The organism is Streptosporangium sp. G12 (genome assembly GCF_052983175.1).
This window is the reverse complement of sequence record NZ_JBRIQO010000020.1, coordinates 14,876-30,655: the sequence shown is the minus strand read 5'-3', so window position 1 is coordinate 30,655 and position 15,780 is coordinate 14,876. Positions and strand designations below refer to the sequence as shown.

Genomic DNA, 15,780 nt, shown 5'->3' with positions numbered 1-15,780 from the left:
CGTCGGCGCCCTCATGGGCCGGACGCGGCCGGTCGTCGTGACTCCTCCTCCGGCACCACGGCGGGCCGGCGTTTCCCGGCAGGCGTTGGACCGGAGGCGGACTCTCCGCGCCGCCATCGCGATCGCCGACACCGAGCGACTCGACGCCGTGTCCATGCGACGGTTCGCGGCCGAGTTCGGTGTCGGCCCGATGTCGCTGTACCGGCACGTCGCGAGCAAGGAGGAGCTGGTGACGCAGATGACCGACGAGGTCTTCGGCGAACCCGAGCTGCCCGTTCCGGGGCCGGACGGCTGGCGGGCCAAGCTCGAACTGATCTCCCGCCTGCAGTGGGAGCCGTGCCGGCGGCACCTCTGGCTACCCAGGGCCGTCTCGCTCGTCCGCCCGTCGCTGGCGCCCAACGTGATGGAGCACACCGAATGGACCCTGCGCGCGCTCGACGGGCTCGGACTGCCCATGACGACACGGATCCGCGAGGCGCTCACGCTGCCCGCCTTGGTCCTCAGCGTCGCGCTGTCCATGGCGGACGAATCTCGATGGTCTCGCCGTCCTGGTGGAGCGGGCGCGCCCGTAGTCCCGTCCTCGGATCAGGCGGCTCCCAGCAGGGCGATGGCCGACAGGGTGCCCAGGGACAGGACGCTGGAGACGAGGATGGCGTCGCGGGGCAGGTCGGTGGGGCGGCCGTACTCGGCGGCGTACACGTAGGTGTTCTGCGCGGTGGGGAGCCCGGCGAACAGGACGGCCGCGAAGAGCGCCGGGCCGTCGAGGCCCAGGAGGAAGCGCCCGGCCAGGAAGGCCAGCAGCGGCTGGAGCAGCAGCTTGAGCATCACCGCCGGTGCCGTCGCGCGCCAGGAGACGGCCGAGCCGTTCAGGGACATGCCCAGCGAGAAGAGCGCCAGGGGCACCGCGGCGCCGCCGAGGATCTCCAGGGGCCTCAGCGCGAGGTCGGGCAGCCGCAGGCCGAGGGCCGACACGCCCAGGCCGAGGAAGGAGGCGATCACGATCGGCGTCCGCAGCGGGGCGAGGAAGGACGCGCGCCCGGCCCCGAGGCCGAGGAAGATCAGCGGGGAGACCACCAGGACCTGGAAGATCAGGACCGACACCACGAACGTCGCGTCGTTCAGGACGTACAGGCCGACGGGGATGCCGAGGTTGCCGGCGTTGACGTAGGACGACGACATCGCGGCGAGCACCCGTTCCGGCAGCCCGCCGCGGAACAGCGCGAGCGCGAGCAGGCCGACGGCGAAGGTGCTGATCGCGAAGGCGACCAGCGGGCCGGGCTGGATCCGGTCGAGCGGGGTACGGCTGAGCGTGGTGAACAGCACCGCGGGCATCGCGACGGTGAACGCGAACCGCGTCAGCGCCTGCCGGGCCTGGTCGCTCGCCCATCCGAACCGGGCGGCCAGCCAGCCGAGGGCGCCGATAAACCATATCGGGATAAATGCTGCTATAACCGCCTGCACCCGGCATACCGTATCTGGGCCCTCGCGCTCCCCGGCGAGCCCGGCCAGGGCCGGGCCGTGTCAGTCAGGGCCGGTCGGGGGTCAGCGCCAGGAGTCGGTGCGGGTCGCGGTGCCGCCGGAGGGGGTGGTGAAGGAGCGGTTGGGGTCGCTCTCCCAGGTCACCGAGCCGTCGGAGTTCTTCTTGATGTACTTGTACTGGATCGCCGTGCCGGCCGGCAGGTTCACCGTGGCCCTCCAGACCGGGTAGGCGGCCGACGACAGGGCGACGGCGTTCACCGGGTTCCAGGAGCCCAGCGCGGCGACGTCGCCGACGACGAAGACGTTCTGGCCCCAGCTCGTGGTCACGGTCGCGTTGAACGTGGTGGCGACCTGGCCGGGGTCGACCGTCGGGGTTGGGCCGGGGCCCGGGGCGCCGGTGTGGACGGCGACCGCGCCCCTGGCGGGGACGGTCACCGAGGCCGAGCCGTCCGCGCCGACGGTCACCGAGCCGCCGCCCGCGACGTTGGCGTAGGTCCCGGCGGGCAGGCCGGTGGCGAAGGTGCGGGTGACGCTCCCGCCCTCGTTGTTGATCGCGACCCAGCCCTTCGCGCCCCGGCTGAAGGCGATCACGTTGTTGCCGTTGTCGTACCAGTCGCCGACCGAGGTGCCCTGCACGGCGCGGTTGAAGCCGACCATGCCGTTCATCTGGCGGTGGAAGCAGGTCCACCGGCCGTTGCCGCAGTCGGCGTCGGTGGCGAAGCCGCCGTTGGCCGACGGCGGGCCGGCCTCGCCGTCGCTCCAGGTGAACCCGGAGTAGACCCTGGGCGTGCCGTACGGCCAGGCGAGCATGAAGACGTTGGCCAGCCGGTAGGCGTCGCCGTACTTGTAGTTCATGGTCGAGCCGTTGCGCTCGGTGTCGTGGTTGTCGACGAACACCACGGCCTTGTCGCTCGGCACCGACAGGCCCCAGCTCTGCCCGAAGGACCGCAGGTTCCTGATCTGGCCGCCGTTGAACTGCTCCTTGAGCCTGCGCCCGTACACGAACTCGTGCACGTCGCCGATCCCGGTGTACTGGCCCGGGCTGATCGCCTCGCCGTCGCCCTGGATGACCTCCTGGTGGATGTACGGCGAGCCGGTGAGCCTGCCCTTGATCGCGGCCAGGTCGCCGGGGTCGATGTGCTTGGCGGCGTCGATACGGAAACCGTCCACACCCAGGGAGGTCAGCTTGTTGAGGTAGCCGGCGATCCGGTCGCGGACGTACTCGGAGCCGGTGTTGAGGTCGGCCAGGCCGACCAGCTCGCAGTTCTGCACCCGCCAGCCGTCGTTGACGTAGTCGGAGCCGTTGATCCCGCAGGTGGGGGAGTGGAAGTCGGCGGCGGAGTAGAGCCCGGGGTAGTCGTACTTGCCGAAGGTGTGGCCGCCGTAGCTGGTGCTGCCCTGGCCGGTCATGTGGTTGACGACGGCGTCGACGTGGACCTTGAGCCCGGCGGAATGGCAGGCGTTCACCATGTTCCTGAACGCGTTCTCGTCGCCGAACTTGCTGGTGAGGGTGTAGCGGGCGGGCTGGTAGACGTCCCACCAGACCGCGCCGCCCCGCGACATCGAGTCGTTCGGCGGGGAGACCTGCACGGCGGCGTATCCGGCCGGGCCGAGGACGTCGGTGCACTCCCTGGCGACGGAGTTCCAGTTCCAGTTCCACAGTTTGACGATCGGGCCGGGGGTGGGCGGCGCGGCCTGGGCGGGGAGGGCGCCGGGCACCAGCACGGCGGCGCTCACCAGAGCGCTCAACGCCGTGGCAACGACGACTCTGTAGGGTTTCACGGGTGGGGGCCTCCAGGATCGATGGACGGGTTCCCTGGCCGGGCCGGGTGCTGCAACACCTGGCCCGGCCGCCTTTCCGGGGTGTACGGGGGTCAGGGCCGGACGAAGACGGCGACCGTGCGGGCCGGCACCGTCAGCGTGCCCGTGGCGGGGTCGAACGTCGACCGCTTCACGACGGCGTCGTCGCCGGCCGCCTGGACGGGGTGGAGCGTCACCCGGGCGCCCTTCAGCGCGGCGACGGTCTGCGGCCGCGCCTCGGGGGTCGCGTTGAAGACGACGGTGACCGACTTCCAGCGCGGGTCGATCCCCGTGGCGTCCAGGTGCATGGTCACGACACCCGGGGTCTCCGAGGTGCCGCCGGCCGGGAAGGTGAGGCGCTCCTGCACCTCGGCCAGGGTGGCGAGGCCGAAGACCGGCGAGGAGGAGCGGATCCTCAGCAGCTCCCCGTACCGGGCGCGGGCCGCGCCGATCGCCGCGCAGTCCGGCTTCAGCGCCGGGTCGGCGAGCAGCGGCCTGGCGTACTGCCACTTGTCCTCGTTGTCGGGCTTCGGGGGGAGCCCGGCGCCGAAGCCGTTGCCCGCCGAGCAGTCCCACAGCAGCCGGTTGAACCAGTCGCCCGAGTCGTAGGAGTTGCGGTCGAGCGACTTGGAACGCAGCCGCTCGCTGCCCGCGTGCATGAACGAGGTGCCCTGTCCGAGGACGGCCGTGGCCAGCGAGAGCGACTGCATGCGCACCCGGTCGGCCATCGCGGTCGCCGGGGGCAGCTTGTACGCCAGCGCGTCGAACAGCGTCTCGTTGTCGTGGGCGTCGACGTAGGTGACGACCTCGTCCGGCGCGGCGGTGTACCCGGCGGGGGAGCCGTTGTAGCTCACCTGCGAGCCCTTGACCCGCTCGCCGCTGGAGGCGGTGAAGGTGTAGTCGCGGAGGTTGCCGGCGAGCCCGACCTTGATCAGGTCGTGGTAGTTCAGCAGCCGGGCCCGCCGCTGTCCCTCGTCGCCGTTGGCCGGTGAGCCGTTGGGCGCTCCGGCGAGCCCCGAGCCGAAGCCCTGCACGCGGGGGTCGGCGTCGAACGGGCCGCCGCCGCGCACCGCGTCGCGCAGCCGGTCGCTGAAGGTGCCGATCCCGGTGCCCGCCATGTTGGCCTGGGTGGCCTGCTCGAAGCGGGCGCCGTCGGCCACCTCGCCGAAGTTCCAGCCCTCCCCGTACAGGATGATCGACTTGCCGTCGACGCCGTCGCGGGCGACGGTCAGGGCGTCCAGGGCCTCGCGGACCGCGACCATGTTCGCCTTCGGGTGGTGGCCCATCAGGTCGAACCTGAAGCCGTCCACCTTGTACTCGCGGGCCCAGGTGACGATGGAGTCGACGACGAGTCTGCCCATCATGGCGTGCTCGGGCGCGGTGTTGGCGCAACAGGTGGAGGTGGCCACCGTGCCGTCGTCGAGCAGGCGGTGGTAGTAGCCGGGCACGAGGCGGTCGAGCACCGAGGCGGGGTCCTGGCCCGCGGCGTGGGTGTGGTTGTAGACCACGTCCATCACCACCCGCAGCCCGGCCCTGTTCAGCCCGCCGACCATGCCGCGGAACTCCCTGATCCGCGACGACCCGTCGGGGTCGGCGGCGTAGGAGCCCTCGGGCACGGTGTAGTGCAGCGGGTCGTAGCCCCAGTTGAAGGAGTCCTTGGCCGCGGTCCTCGCGACGCAGGCCTGCTGCTCCTCGGAGTCGGGGGGCATCGAGGCGAGGTCGCAGGCGGGTTCGGTCCGGTCGGCCCTGCGCTCGGGGACGGTCGCCATGTCGAAGACGGGCAGCAGGTGCACGTGGGTCAGCCCGTCCTCGGCCAGCCCGCGCAGCTCCCTCATCCCCGCCGAGTCGCCGGTGAACGCGGCGTACGTGCCGCGCTCGGCGGCCGGGACGGTCGTGTCGGAGGCGGAGAAGTCGCGCACGTGCAGCTCGTAGATGGACGCCTTCCGCTGGGGCACGGCCTTCGGCTTGGCCAGCGACGACCAGCCGTCGGGCCGCAGCGCCCGGTCGGACAGGTCGGCGAGCTGGCTGCGGCCCGAGCCCGCCGACAGCGACAGGCTGTACGGGTCGGTCACCTCGTTGACCACGACCTTCCCCTCGCCGGGCACGTAGACCGTGACCAGGAAGGTGTAGTAGCGGTCCTTCCAGTCCCGCCGCCCCCGCAGCGACCAGACGCCGGTGTCGTCGTCGCGGCGCATGGGGTGGACGGTGCGCCTCCCGCCGGAGGAGTCGCGGTAGAGCGCCAGCTCGACCTTGCCCGCGGTCGGCGCCCAGACCGACAGCCTGGGCGTGCCGCCGCTCCAGGAGGGGCCGAGCTCGGCGGTCGCCGCCTTGGGGTACAGGTCGTCGAGCAGGCCGGGCAGCTGCACGCCGGTGGCGGCCAGCAGCGCGCCGGAGGCGTCGCGCTCGACGGCCACGACCTGGCCGCGGACGGCCTCGCGCACCAGGTCGGCGTCGCGCGGGTCGACGGTGAACGCGGCGTGCCCGGCCAGGTGCGGCCACTTCGCCTTCTGCGCCTCGGTCAGCGCGCCGGGTATGAGCCGGATGATCCTGAGGTCGCCGGTCAGGTCGCCCTTGTCGTAGGTGACGCCGCCCTCGGCGGAGAAGGCCAGGGAGTAGCGATTCGTGGTGGAGGGGCCGACCTTCCAGGCGACGGTGGCGCGGTCGATCCAGTGCGCCGACGACTTCGACAGGTCGGCGTCGGCCCCGCGCGCCGAGGGCTGGGGCAGCAGGTGGCCCTCGGTGGCCGCGACCCGCCACACCTCGTGGCCGGTCGCGGTCAGGTCCAGCGACTGGTCGTCCGGCAGGTCCTTGGTGTCGCCCTTGTGGATGATGTAGTTCACGGTCTTGGCCCCCTCGGTCAGGGGGACGCGGAAGTGAACGCCGAACCCGTCCTCGCCCGCGGGCGGCAGCGGCGCGGCCCACTCGGTGGGATTCGCCACGTCACCCCACAGATGAAGTCCCCAGCCGTCGTAATTCCCGTCCGGCCGGTGGTAATGCAGGATCGCGACGTTCTCGGCCGCCGCCCGGGTCGGGTGGGCCTTCGCCACGCCCGAGGCGACGTACGCGTCGGATTGCAGAGCGGGGGTGAACGACTGGTCGGGCCCGGGGTCCTTGGTGTCGCCCCTGTGCACGATGAAGTTCGCCGGAAGGGAGGCGTCCTTCAGCGGCACCTTCCAGAACGCGCCGTAGGAGTCGACGCCGTCCGGCGGGCGCGGCGCGGCCCAGTCGGTGGGCACCCCGTCGGCGAGCCCGTCACCCCACAGGTGCAGCCCCCAGCCGTCGTAGTCCTTGTCCGGGCGGCCGTAGTGGACGGTCGCGTACCCCTGGGCCGCCGCGCGGGACAGGTGGGTCTCCGGTCTCCCCTTCGCCAGCCAGACCTCGCCGTTCCTGGCGGGGTTCACGATCCGGTCGCCGCCGTCCTTCTCCTCGCCCCTGTGGGCGATGATCCCGACGCTGGTGGCGCCCGGCTTGAGCTTGATCCAGGCGAAGCGGCCGTAGGAGTCCTCGCCGGTCAGCGGGAGCGGGGCCGCCCACTCGGTAGGGTTCTCCACGTCGCCCCAGACGTGCAGGCCCCAGCCGTCGTAGTCGGCGGCGTCCTCCCGCTGGTAGTGCACGACCAGCCAGTCGCGCCTGACCGCGCCGGGCTCCTCGGGGGCGGGCTCGGCGCCGACGGTCGCCTGCGCGACCGCCGAGGCGAACCGGCCCGCGGAGTCCTTCACCACGGCCTTGTACGAGATCCTCGTGCCCGCCGCGACGCCGCGCAGGTCGTGGAAGACCCGGAAGGCGCGGCCGGAGGGGGTGGCGTTGGGGGCGTCGTCGGTGCCGATCGCCCGCCAGGCGCCGTCGCCGGTCTTGGCGGCGAAGGTGACCTGGTCGAAGCCGGTGCCCGGCACGGTCGCGACGACCGGGATCCGGCCGTCCTCGGCGGTGCCCCTGATCTCGGTCCCGGGCAGGGCGATCGAGACGGCCGGAGCCGCGGCCGGGGCCTCGAGCCTGGCGGGCGCCTTGTAGACCACCGCCGACAGGGCGGGGACGGTGAGCGCCAGCTTCGTGTCCGTGCCGGTGGTGAGCGTGGCGGCGCCCTCGCCGTACACCCGGGTGAAGGCCGCGCCCGCCGAGAAGGTGGGCACGCTCGCGGTCGCCGGCTGCTCGGCGTTGTTGACCGCGACCAGGTACTCGACCTGCCGCGCGGCGTCGATCCTGGAGAAGGCGTAGACGCCGCCGGAGACCAGCCGCTCGATCTGGGCGCCGTCGGCCAGCGCCGGGTGGGCGTCGCGCAGCGCGGCGAGGGCGGAGATGCCCCGGTAGAGCGGGTGGGAGAGGACGAAGTTGTCCTGGGCGTGGGTGGAGCCGGTGCCGATCAGGTCGTCGCTCAGGTAGCTCTCGGTCCTGGAGGCGAACATGGACGCGCGGGCGTCCTGGTCGCCGCCCTTGCCGGTGAAGCCCTGCTCGTCGCCGTAGTAGACGACCGGCTGGCCCCGGGTGAGGTACATCAGCTCGTGGGCGAGCAGGTCCCTGCGCAGCAGCTCGGAGTCGGGGGCGCCGGGGTTGTCCTGGGCGACGAAGCGGCCGATGCGGCCCATGTCGTGGTTGCCGAGGAAGGTCGGCAGCGACGACGCGTTGCCGTCGGCGTCGATGTGGTAGTCGTCGCCCGCGTACAGCCGGGCCAGCCGGGACGCGTCCGCCGTGCCGCCGCCGAAGGAGCGGGCGGCCTCCTGGAACGGGAAGTCCAGGGTGGCGTCCATGGCGCCCCGGGTGGAGTAGCGGCTGGTGAAGGCGGGCTCGCCGGAGTAGACCTCGCCGAACATGAAGAACCGCTTGTTGCCCTGCTGGGCCGCGTAGCCGCGCAGCGCCGGGGAGAACCTCTCCCAGAACTCCATGTCGACGTGCTTGGCGGTGTCGATGCGGAAGCCGTCGAGGCCGGTGTCGCGCACCCACGTCCGGTAGATGTCGATCATGCCCTTGACGACCTCGGGGCGCTCGGTCCACAGGTCGTCGAGGCCGAAGAAGTCGCCGTACTCGTCGTTCTCGCCGCCGCTGAAGGTGGAGTCGCCCCGGTTGTGGTACATCGTCGGGTCGTTCAGCCAGGACGGGGTCTTGGCGTTCCTCGGCGCGACCGGCGTGTACGGGAACGAGCCGGTGTCCACCTTCGGGAAGGTGTCCTCGCCCGCGTGGTCGCGGTCGTCGAACGGCACGCCGCCGGTGTCGACGTAGGGGTAGGCACCCTTGGAGCGGTAGGAGTAGGTCTTCTCCGCGTAGTCGACCACGTCGGCCGTGTGGTTGGTGATGATGTCGAAGAAGACCTTCATCCCGCGCCGGTGGGCCTCGCGCACCAGCTCCCTCATCTGGGCGTTGGTCCCCAGGTGCGGGTCGATCCTGGTGAAGTCGGTGATCCAGTAGCCGTGGTACCCGGCCGAGACGTTCGCGCCGGTGCCCTGCACGGGACGGTTCACGAAGGCCGGGGTGATCCAGATCGCGGTGCTGCCCAGGTTCTTGACGTAGTCGAGCTTGCCGAGCAGGCCCTTGAGGTCGCCGCCCTGGTAGAAGCCCTTGTGCGTGGGGTCGAAGCCGGTGGCGAGCCGGTCGCCGGACAGGCCGCCCCGGTCGTTGCCGGTGTCGCCGTTGGCGAACCGGTCGGTCATCGCGAAGTAGAAGCGCTCGCGGCTCAGGTCGGCGCGGAGCGCGTCGCGCGCGAGGTCCCGGTCGGAGGGCTCGGCGGTGCGGCTGAGCGCGGACACCACGGGACCGGACGACACCACGGCGCCGGACGCGGAGGGCTTCGTGGAGGCCGGTACGGAGCTCGTGGAGGCCGGGACCGGTGCTGAGAGGGGCGCGGGGGAGGAGGACGCGGCGGCGGGGAGCGGGGTGGCGGCGAGAGGGGTGGCGATCAGGGTCGCCGCGAGCGCGACCCCCGTCAGGAAGGTCGTTCTCGCGCGCCGTGGGGGGAGCGGCCAGACCACGGGGGCCTCCACGGGAGTTGTTTCGAGGGTATTGCCCGGAAGTTACTCATTGGGAATGGTCTGTGCAATCCCTTGCGGCAATTTTCTGAATCCCGGCAATTCACGGTCGTCCGGAAGGGGACCCAATCGGTTGCCCAAAACGTACAAACAGTGATTTTTCATCACTAAGAGGGCGATATAGCTGCTCGCAGGTCGAGGGGAAGGGTGGTGAGACTCCTCGGCTTTGGGGGGCTTTGTAACGACTTTGCAGACTCTTGCAGAAACTTCTTCCAATGAGGTTCACGTCGGCGTAACGTCCGGCGTACTCCAGACCCGGCCGGACGGCTCTTCGGTCCCGGCCGCCCCCTGAACACGAGGAGAAGAACATGCGGCGAGCCTTCTCGGCCGCGACGATTGTCGCGGCCCTCGCCCTGGCGGTCTCCGCCTGTGGTGGCGGTGACGCCGGTACGGCGGCCCCCACCCAGCCCGCGGCGACGGACCCGTCGAAGATCACCGGTGAGATCACCTGGTGGGACACCGTCAGGCCCGACAGCGAGGGCCCGACCTTCCAGGCGCTCATCAAGGACTTCCAGGCGAAGTACCCGGGCATCAAGGTCAAGTACGTCAACGTCCCCTCCGACCAGGCGCAGAACCAGTTCCAGACCGCGGCGCAGGCGGGCGCGGGGGCGCCGGACGTGATCCGTTCCGAGGTCGCCTGGACCTCCCAGTTCGCCTCGCTCGGCTACCTCCAGCCGCTGGAGGGCACGCGCGCCGTGGAGAACGAGTCGGACTTCCTGCCGGGGCCGCTGAGCAGCACCAAGTACAACGGCAAGACGTACGCCGTCCCGCAGGTCACCGACACCCTCGCGCTCATCTACAACAAGCGGCTGCTCAAGGAGGCCGGGCACGAGAAGGCCCCCACCACGGTCGAGGAGCTCAAGCAGACCGCGCTCGACGTCAAGGAGAAGACCGGCGCCAGCGGCCTCGCGCTCAACGTCGACTCCTACTTCCTGCTGCCCTTCATGTACGGCGAGGGCGGCGACCTCCTCGACGTGCAGAACAAGAAGATCACCGTCAACTCCCCGGCGAACGTGAAGGCCATGGCCACCGTCGCCGACCTGATCACCTCCGGCGCCGCGCCCAAGCCCGCCATCCAGGACAGCTACGCCAACGCGATGACCGCCCTCAAGGACGGCAAGGCCGCGATGATCTACAACGGCCCGTGGGCGCTGTCGGAGATCTACCAGGGCAAGGAGTTCAAGGACAAGGAGAACCTGGGCATCGCGCCCGTCCCGGCGGGCTCGGTCAAGGCCGGCGCCCCCACCGGCGGCTGGAACCTGGCCATCTACGCCGGTTCCAAGAACCTGGACGCCTCCTACGAGTTCGTCCGCTTCATGAGCACCCCCGAGTCCCAGGCCAAGGTCGCCAAGGAGATCAGCCTCCTGCCGACCCGCGTCTCCGCGTACGACAACCCCGACGTGCAGGCCAACAAGGACGTCTCCGTCTTCAAGCCCATCATGGAGACCGCGACCGCGCGGCCGTGGATCCCCGAGGGCGGCCAGCTCTTCCAGCCGCTCCTCGAGGGCTACCAGTCGCTCGTCGGCGGCACGGCGACCCCCGAGGACATGCTCAAGAAGGTCGACGGCCAGTACCGGGGCATCTTCAAGGACTGGAGCTGACCCGTGGCGCTCTCGACTGGGCGTGTGAACAGCACGGCCAGGGGCCGGGCCGCGGGTGCCGACGGCGCCCGCGGCCGGGGCCGCCCGCCGGGCGGCCCGTTCCGGCGGGCGCTGGGCAGGCACTGGTACGCCTGGGCCATGGTCGCCCCGGTGATCCTGGTCACCGGCCTGCTGGTCGGCTGGCCGCTGGCCAGGGGCGTCTACCTGTCGCTGACCGACGCCACCGAGGCCAACATCGGCCGGACGATCGGCGTCAACGTCATCCCCTCGACCTACGAGTTCACCTGGTTCGACAACTACGTCGCGATCCTGACCAGCGGACTGTTCTGGGAGAAGCTGACCTGGACGGTCGTGTGGACCGTCGCCTGCGTGGCGTTCCACTACGGCCTGGGCCTCGGCCTGGCCATGCTGCTCAACCGCAAGGTCAGGTTCCGCTCGGCCTACCGGCTGCTGCTCATCCTGCCGTGGGCGATCCCCGGCTTCGTCTCGGCGTTCATCTGGCGCTACCTCTACAACAGCGACTTCGGCGTGATCAACGCGATGCTGCGGGCCGCCGGCCTGGGCGCGGTCGGCTGGCTCGACGACCCGACCACGGCGAAGATCGCGGTCATCGCGGTCAACGTCTGGATGGGCGTGCCGTTCATGATGGTCGCCGTGCTGGGCGGGCTCCAGTCGATCCCCGGTGAGCTGTACGAGGCGGCCGAGGTCGACGGCGCCACGCCGTGGCAGCGCTTCCGCTTCATTACGATTCCCGGCTTGCGTACCGTGTCGAGCACGGTTGTCCTGCTGGGCACGATCTGGACGTTCAACATGTTCCCGGTGATCTATCTGATCAGCGGGGGAGGACCGGGCAGCTCCACCGAGATCCTGGTCACCTACGCCTTCCGCGAGGCCTTCACCGGCGTCCGCAACTACTCCAACTCCGCGGCATGGGGAGTGATCATTCTCCTGCTCCTCGTCGTGCTGGCCGTGGTCTACCGGCGCTCGCTGCGCAAGCAAGGGGAGGTCTGGTGAGCACCGCCACCACCACCGCGGCCACCGCGGCCACCACGGCCAGGGCCGGGACCGGGCGCGCCCGGGGGCGCGGGGAACGCGCCGTGGGGAAGTCGATCCTGCTGCACGCGACCCTGCTCGCCGCGGTCGTCACCTCGCTGTTCCCGATCGTCTGGCTGGTCCTGACCTCGCTCAAGCCGCGCGACGGCTGGCTCTCCAGCGAGCTGGAGATCTTCAACCAGCCCTCGCTGGACAACTACGTCCGGGTGCTGACCGAGACGCGGTTCCCGACCTGGCTGCTCAACTCGGTGATCGTCGCCGGGCTGACCACGGTCATCGGCGTCTTCCTGGCCTCCACGACCGGGTACGCCATCAGCCGCTTCCGCTTCCCCGGCTACCGCGGGGTGATGTGGATGCTGCTCGTCACCCAGATGTTCCCGGTGGCGATCCTGATCGTCCCCCTCTACAACCTGATGGCGGGCCTCGGGCTGCTCAACCAGATCCCCGGGCTGGTCATCGCCTACATGACGGTGGCGGTGCCGTTCTGCGCGTGGATGATGAAGAGCTACTTCGACTCCATCCCGCGCGAGATCGACCAGGCGGGACTGGTCGACGGCCTGACGCCGTTCGGCGCGTTCTGGCGGGTCGTCCTGCCGCTGGCCAGGCCGAGCCTGGCGGTCACCGCGTTCTACTCGTTCATGACCGCCTGGGGCGAGGTGGCCTACGCCACCGTGTTCATGTCGCAGGAGGAGAAGCGCACGCTCGGCATCGGGCTTCAGCAGTTCGTCGGCCAGCACTGGTCGGACTGGGGCCTGCTCACCGCCGCGGCGGTGCTGATCGCGGTTCCGGCGGCGGTCGTCTTCCTGCTCGTCCAGCGGCATCTGGTCACCGGGCTCACCGCCGGTGCCACGAAGTCGTAACACCACCGTGCTAGAACGTCCTGATATGTCATCTGATCGGGGGATTTAATATGACCGAGCTTGTCCGGGCGGACCGGGGTGCCGGGACCGCCACCCGATGGTGGCGCGACGCGGTGATCTACCAGGTCTACGTGCGCAGCTTCGCCGACGGCAACGGCGACGGCGTGGGCGACCTGCTCGGCGTGCGCGGCAGGCTCCCGTACCTCGCGGACCTCGGGGTCGACGCGGTCTGGCTCACCCCGTTCTTCACCTCGCCGATGGCCGACTTCGGCTACGACGTGGCCGACTACCGGGACGTGGACCCGATCTTCGGGTCGCTGGCCGACGCCGGGGCGCTGATCGACGAGGCGCACCGGCACGGCCTGCGGGTCATCGTGGACGTGGTGCCCAACCACACCTCCGACCGGCACGCCTGGTTCCTGGAGGCCCTGGCGGCGCCCTCCGGAGACCCCGCGCGGGAGCGCTACATCTTCCGCCGGGGCCGCGGAGCCGAGGGGGAGCTGCCGCCCAACGACTGGGAGTCGGTCTTCGGCGGGCCCGCGTGGACCCGGCTGCCCGACGGCGAGTGGTACCTGCACCTGTTCGCCCCCCAGCAGCCCGACCTGAACTGGGAGAACCCCGAGGTCCACGCGGAGTTCGAGTCGATCCTGCGGTTCTGGCTCGACATGGGGGTGGACGGCTTCCGCGTCGACGTCGCCCACGGCATGGTCAAGGCGGACGGCCTGCCCGACGTCGGCCACGCCGACCAGGTCGGGATGATCGGCACCGAGGTGGTGCCGTTCTTCGACCAGGACGGCGTGCACGAGATCCACCGCGCCTGGCGCAAGCTGCTCGACTCCTATCCCGGGGAGCGGATCGGCGTCGCCGAGGCGTGGGCGCCCTCCTCGCAGCGGCTGGCCAACTACATCCGCCCCGACGAGATGCACCAGGCGTTCAACTTCCACTTCCTCGTCGCCCCCTGGGAGGCCGCCACGTTCCGCGCGGTCATCCAGGAGTCGCTGACGACGGCCGGGACGGTCGGCGCACCCTCCACCTGGGTGCTGTCCAACCACGACGTCAAGCGTCATCTCACCCGGTACGGCGGCGGCGAGGTCGGCCTGCGCCGCTCCCGCGCCGCCGCCCTGCTGACGCTCTCCCTGCCCGGCTCGGCCTACATCTACCAGGGGGAGGAGCTGGGGCTGCCCGAGGTCCTCGACCTGCCGGAGGAGTTCCAGCGCGACCCGCAGCGCCTGCGCAACCCCGACCACGGCCGCGACGGCTGCCGGGTGCCCCTCCCGTGGGCCGACGGCGAGCCGCACTTCGGCTTCAGCCTGCCCGGCGCCGAGGAGACCTGGCTGCCCATGCCGCCCTCCTGGGGGCCGCTCAGCGTCGCGTCCCAGCTCGGCGACCCGGTCTCCACGCTGAACCTCTACCGGGAGGCGCTGCGGATCAGGCGCGAGCGCCGCTCCTTCGACGACGCCCCGCTGACCTGGCTCGACTCCCCGCAGGGCACCCTGGCCTTCGCCAGGGGCGACGGGTTCGCCTGCACGGTCAACCTCACCGGCGAGCCCGTGGAGCTGCCCGCCCCCGGGCGGATCCTGCTGGCCAGCGCGGAGACGGCCGTCGCGGGCGGCACGGTGCGGCTCGCCCCCGACTCCGCCGTCTGGTGGGAACCCGATGCCGCATAGCACCGGGCAGCTCGGTGCCGGTGCCGGCGGCACCGGCACCGGCACCGCCAGGCTGACCGACATCGCCGCCCAGGCCGGGGTGAGCGAGGCCACGGTCAGCCGGGTGCTCAACGGCAAGCCGGGCGTGTCGCGGTCGACCCGGCAGGCGGTGCTGACGGCGCTGGACCTGATGGGCTACGAGCGCCCGCAGCGGCTGCGCCAGCGCAGCAACGGGCTGGTCGGCCTGGTCACCCCGGAGCTGGACAACCCGATCTTCCCGGCCTTCGCCCAGGCCTTCGAGAAGACGCTGACCCAGCACGGCTACACCCCGGTGCTCTGCACCCAGCTGCCCGGCGGGGCGGTCGAGGACGAGTTCACCGAGATCCTCGTGGAGCGCGGGGTGAGCGGCATCATCTTCGTCTCCGGGCTGCACGCGGACATCACCGCGCGCTCGGACCGCTACACCCAGCTGATCGGGCAGGGCGTGCCGATCGTCCTGCTCAACGGGCACGCCGCCGACGTGCCCGCCCCGTTCATCTCCCCGGACGACCGGGCCGCGGCGCGGCTGGCCGTGCAGCACCTGGCCGACCTCGGGCACGAGCGCATCGGCCTGGCCGTCGGCCCCGGCCGGTTCGTGCCGGTGATCAGGAAGATCGAGGGCTACCGGCAGGCCATGTCCCAGCTGCTCGGCGTCACGGACGTCGACGGGCTGATCTCGCACTCGCTGTTCTCGGTGGAGGGCGGCCAGGTCGCGGCGGCGCAGCTGCTGGAGCGCGGCTGCACGGGCATCGTGTGCGCCTCGGATCTGATGGCGCTGGGCGCGATCCGGGCCTGCCGCGACCGGGGACTGTCGGTGCCGGGGGAGGTGTCGGTGGTGGGGTTCGACGACTCGCCGCTGATCGCGTTCACCGACCCGCCGCTGACCACCGTGCGCCAGCCCGTGCAGCCGATGGTCACCGCCGCCGTGCACACCCTCCTGGAGGCCGTCGCCGGGGCGCCCGGCCAGCACTCCGAGCTCATCTTCCAGCCGGAACTCATCGTGCGGGGCTCGACGGGCTCCGGCCCCAAGATCGTTCGCTGAACGTCCCCGCCCGTGTACGTTTCACGGCGATCCGTTTCCGCCACCGTCGCGGGCTTCCCCGGTGTGCCCGTCGATCTCTATACTCCGAGATCCTCACACCGAGAGGACCGCCGCAGCCGCCGGTCCCCCGGAACACCGCGAAGACCGTAGCCGCCGGTCCTCCCGGGCAGTGCGAAGGCCGTCAGAGCCGCCGGCCCCCTCGAACATCGCGAAGGCCGTCAGAGCCGCCGGTTCTTCCGCTCG

9 protein-coding genes are annotated in these 15,780 nt (G+C 71.2%); 6 read left to right on the top strand and 3 right to left on the bottom strand.

Features of this window, described 5'->3' with window-relative positions; all coding sequences use genetic code 11:
• Window positions 1-85 precede the first annotated feature (85 nt).
• A complete protein-coding gene (locus ACVCAG_RS28360; RefSeq protein WP_447190581.1) occupies window positions 86-703 on the top strand; it encodes a TetR/AcrR family transcriptional regulator in 618 nt (205 codons plus the stop codon).
• Here ACVCAG_RS28360 and ACVCAG_RS28355 read toward each other — a convergent pair.
• The 3 genes from ACVCAG_RS28355 to pulA form a co-directional block, all read right to left on the bottom strand.
• Window positions 586-1,461, bottom strand: coding sequence for an AEC family transporter (locus tag ACVCAG_RS28355; protein ID WP_447190580.1), 876 nt, complete (start codon window positions 1,459-1,461; stop codon window positions 586-588). The two genes, ACVCAG_RS28360 and ACVCAG_RS28355, sit on opposite strands and share 118 nt — an antisense overlap.
• Window positions 1,462-1,542: 81 nt before the next feature.
• Entirely contained in the window at window positions 1,543-3,261 is a 1,719-nt protein-coding gene (locus tag ACVCAG_RS28350; protein WP_447190579.1) for a carbohydrate-binding module family 20 domain-containing protein, read from the bottom strand.
• 92 nt (window positions 3,262-3,353) lie between these two features.
• Entirely contained in the window at window positions 3,354-9,239 is a 5,886-nt protein-coding gene (pulA, locus tag ACVCAG_RS28345) for a pullulanase-type alpha-1,6-glucosidase (RefSeq protein ID WP_447190578.1), read from the bottom strand.
• A gap of 365 nt (window positions 9,240-9,604) precedes the next feature.
• On the opposite strand from pulA, the gene ACVCAG_RS28340 reads away from it, so the two are divergent.
• The 5 genes from ACVCAG_RS28340 to ACVCAG_RS28320 are packed head-to-tail and all read left to right on the top strand — an operon-like array spanning window position 9,605 to window position 15,537.
• Window positions 9,605-10,897: an extracellular solute-binding protein gene (locus ACVCAG_RS28340; protein ID WP_440066964.1), complete on the top strand. Its 1,293-nt coding sequence runs from the start codon at window positions 9,605-9,607 to the stop codon at window positions 10,895-10,897.
• Window positions 10,898-10,921: 24 nt separating this feature from the next.
• Complete coding sequence (locus ACVCAG_RS28335) at window positions 10,922-11,911, top strand: ABC transporter permease subunit (RefSeq protein ID WP_440086480.1); 990 nt, start codon at window positions 10,922-10,924, stop codon at window positions 11,909-11,911.
• Window positions 11,908-12,810 (top strand): sugar ABC transporter permease, encoded by a 903-nt coding sequence (locus tag ACVCAG_RS28330; protein ID WP_447190577.1) that lies wholly within the window; start codon window positions 11,908-11,910, stop codon window positions 12,808-12,810. The genes ACVCAG_RS28335 and ACVCAG_RS28330 overlap by 4 nt, the downstream gene beginning before the upstream one ends.
• Window positions 12,811-12,860: 50 nt before the next feature.
• Window positions 12,861-14,477, top strand: a complete 1,617-nt coding sequence (locus ACVCAG_RS28325) for a glycoside hydrolase family 13 protein (protein ID WP_447190576.1) — start codon at window positions 12,861-12,863, stop codon at window positions 14,475-14,477.
• Window positions 14,467-15,537 carry a LacI family DNA-binding transcriptional regulator gene (locus ACVCAG_RS28320; RefSeq protein ID WP_447190575.1) on the top strand — a complete coding sequence of 357 codons (1,071 nt, stop codon included), beginning with the start codon at window positions 14,467-14,469 and terminating at the stop codon, window positions 15,535-15,537. Before ACVCAG_RS28325 ends, ACVCAG_RS28320 begins: the two co-directional genes overlap by 11 nt.
• Window positions 15,538-15,780: the final 243 nt, after the last annotated feature.

Bases quoted from the DNA above. Each gene is read 5' to 3' on its own strand.
- ACVCAG_RS28340 (WP_440066964.1), top strand. From the start codon at position 9,605: ATGCGGCGAGCCTTCTCGGCCGCGACGATTGTCGCGGCCCTCGCCCTG.
- ACVCAG_RS28325 (WP_447190576.1), top strand. From the start codon at position 12,861: ATGACCGAGCTTGTCCGGGCGGACCGGGGTGCCGGGACCGCCACCCGA.
- ACVCAG_RS28320 (WP_447190575.1), top strand. From the start codon at position 14,467: ATGCCGCATAGCACCGGGCAGCTCGGTGCCGGTGCCGGCGGCACCGGC.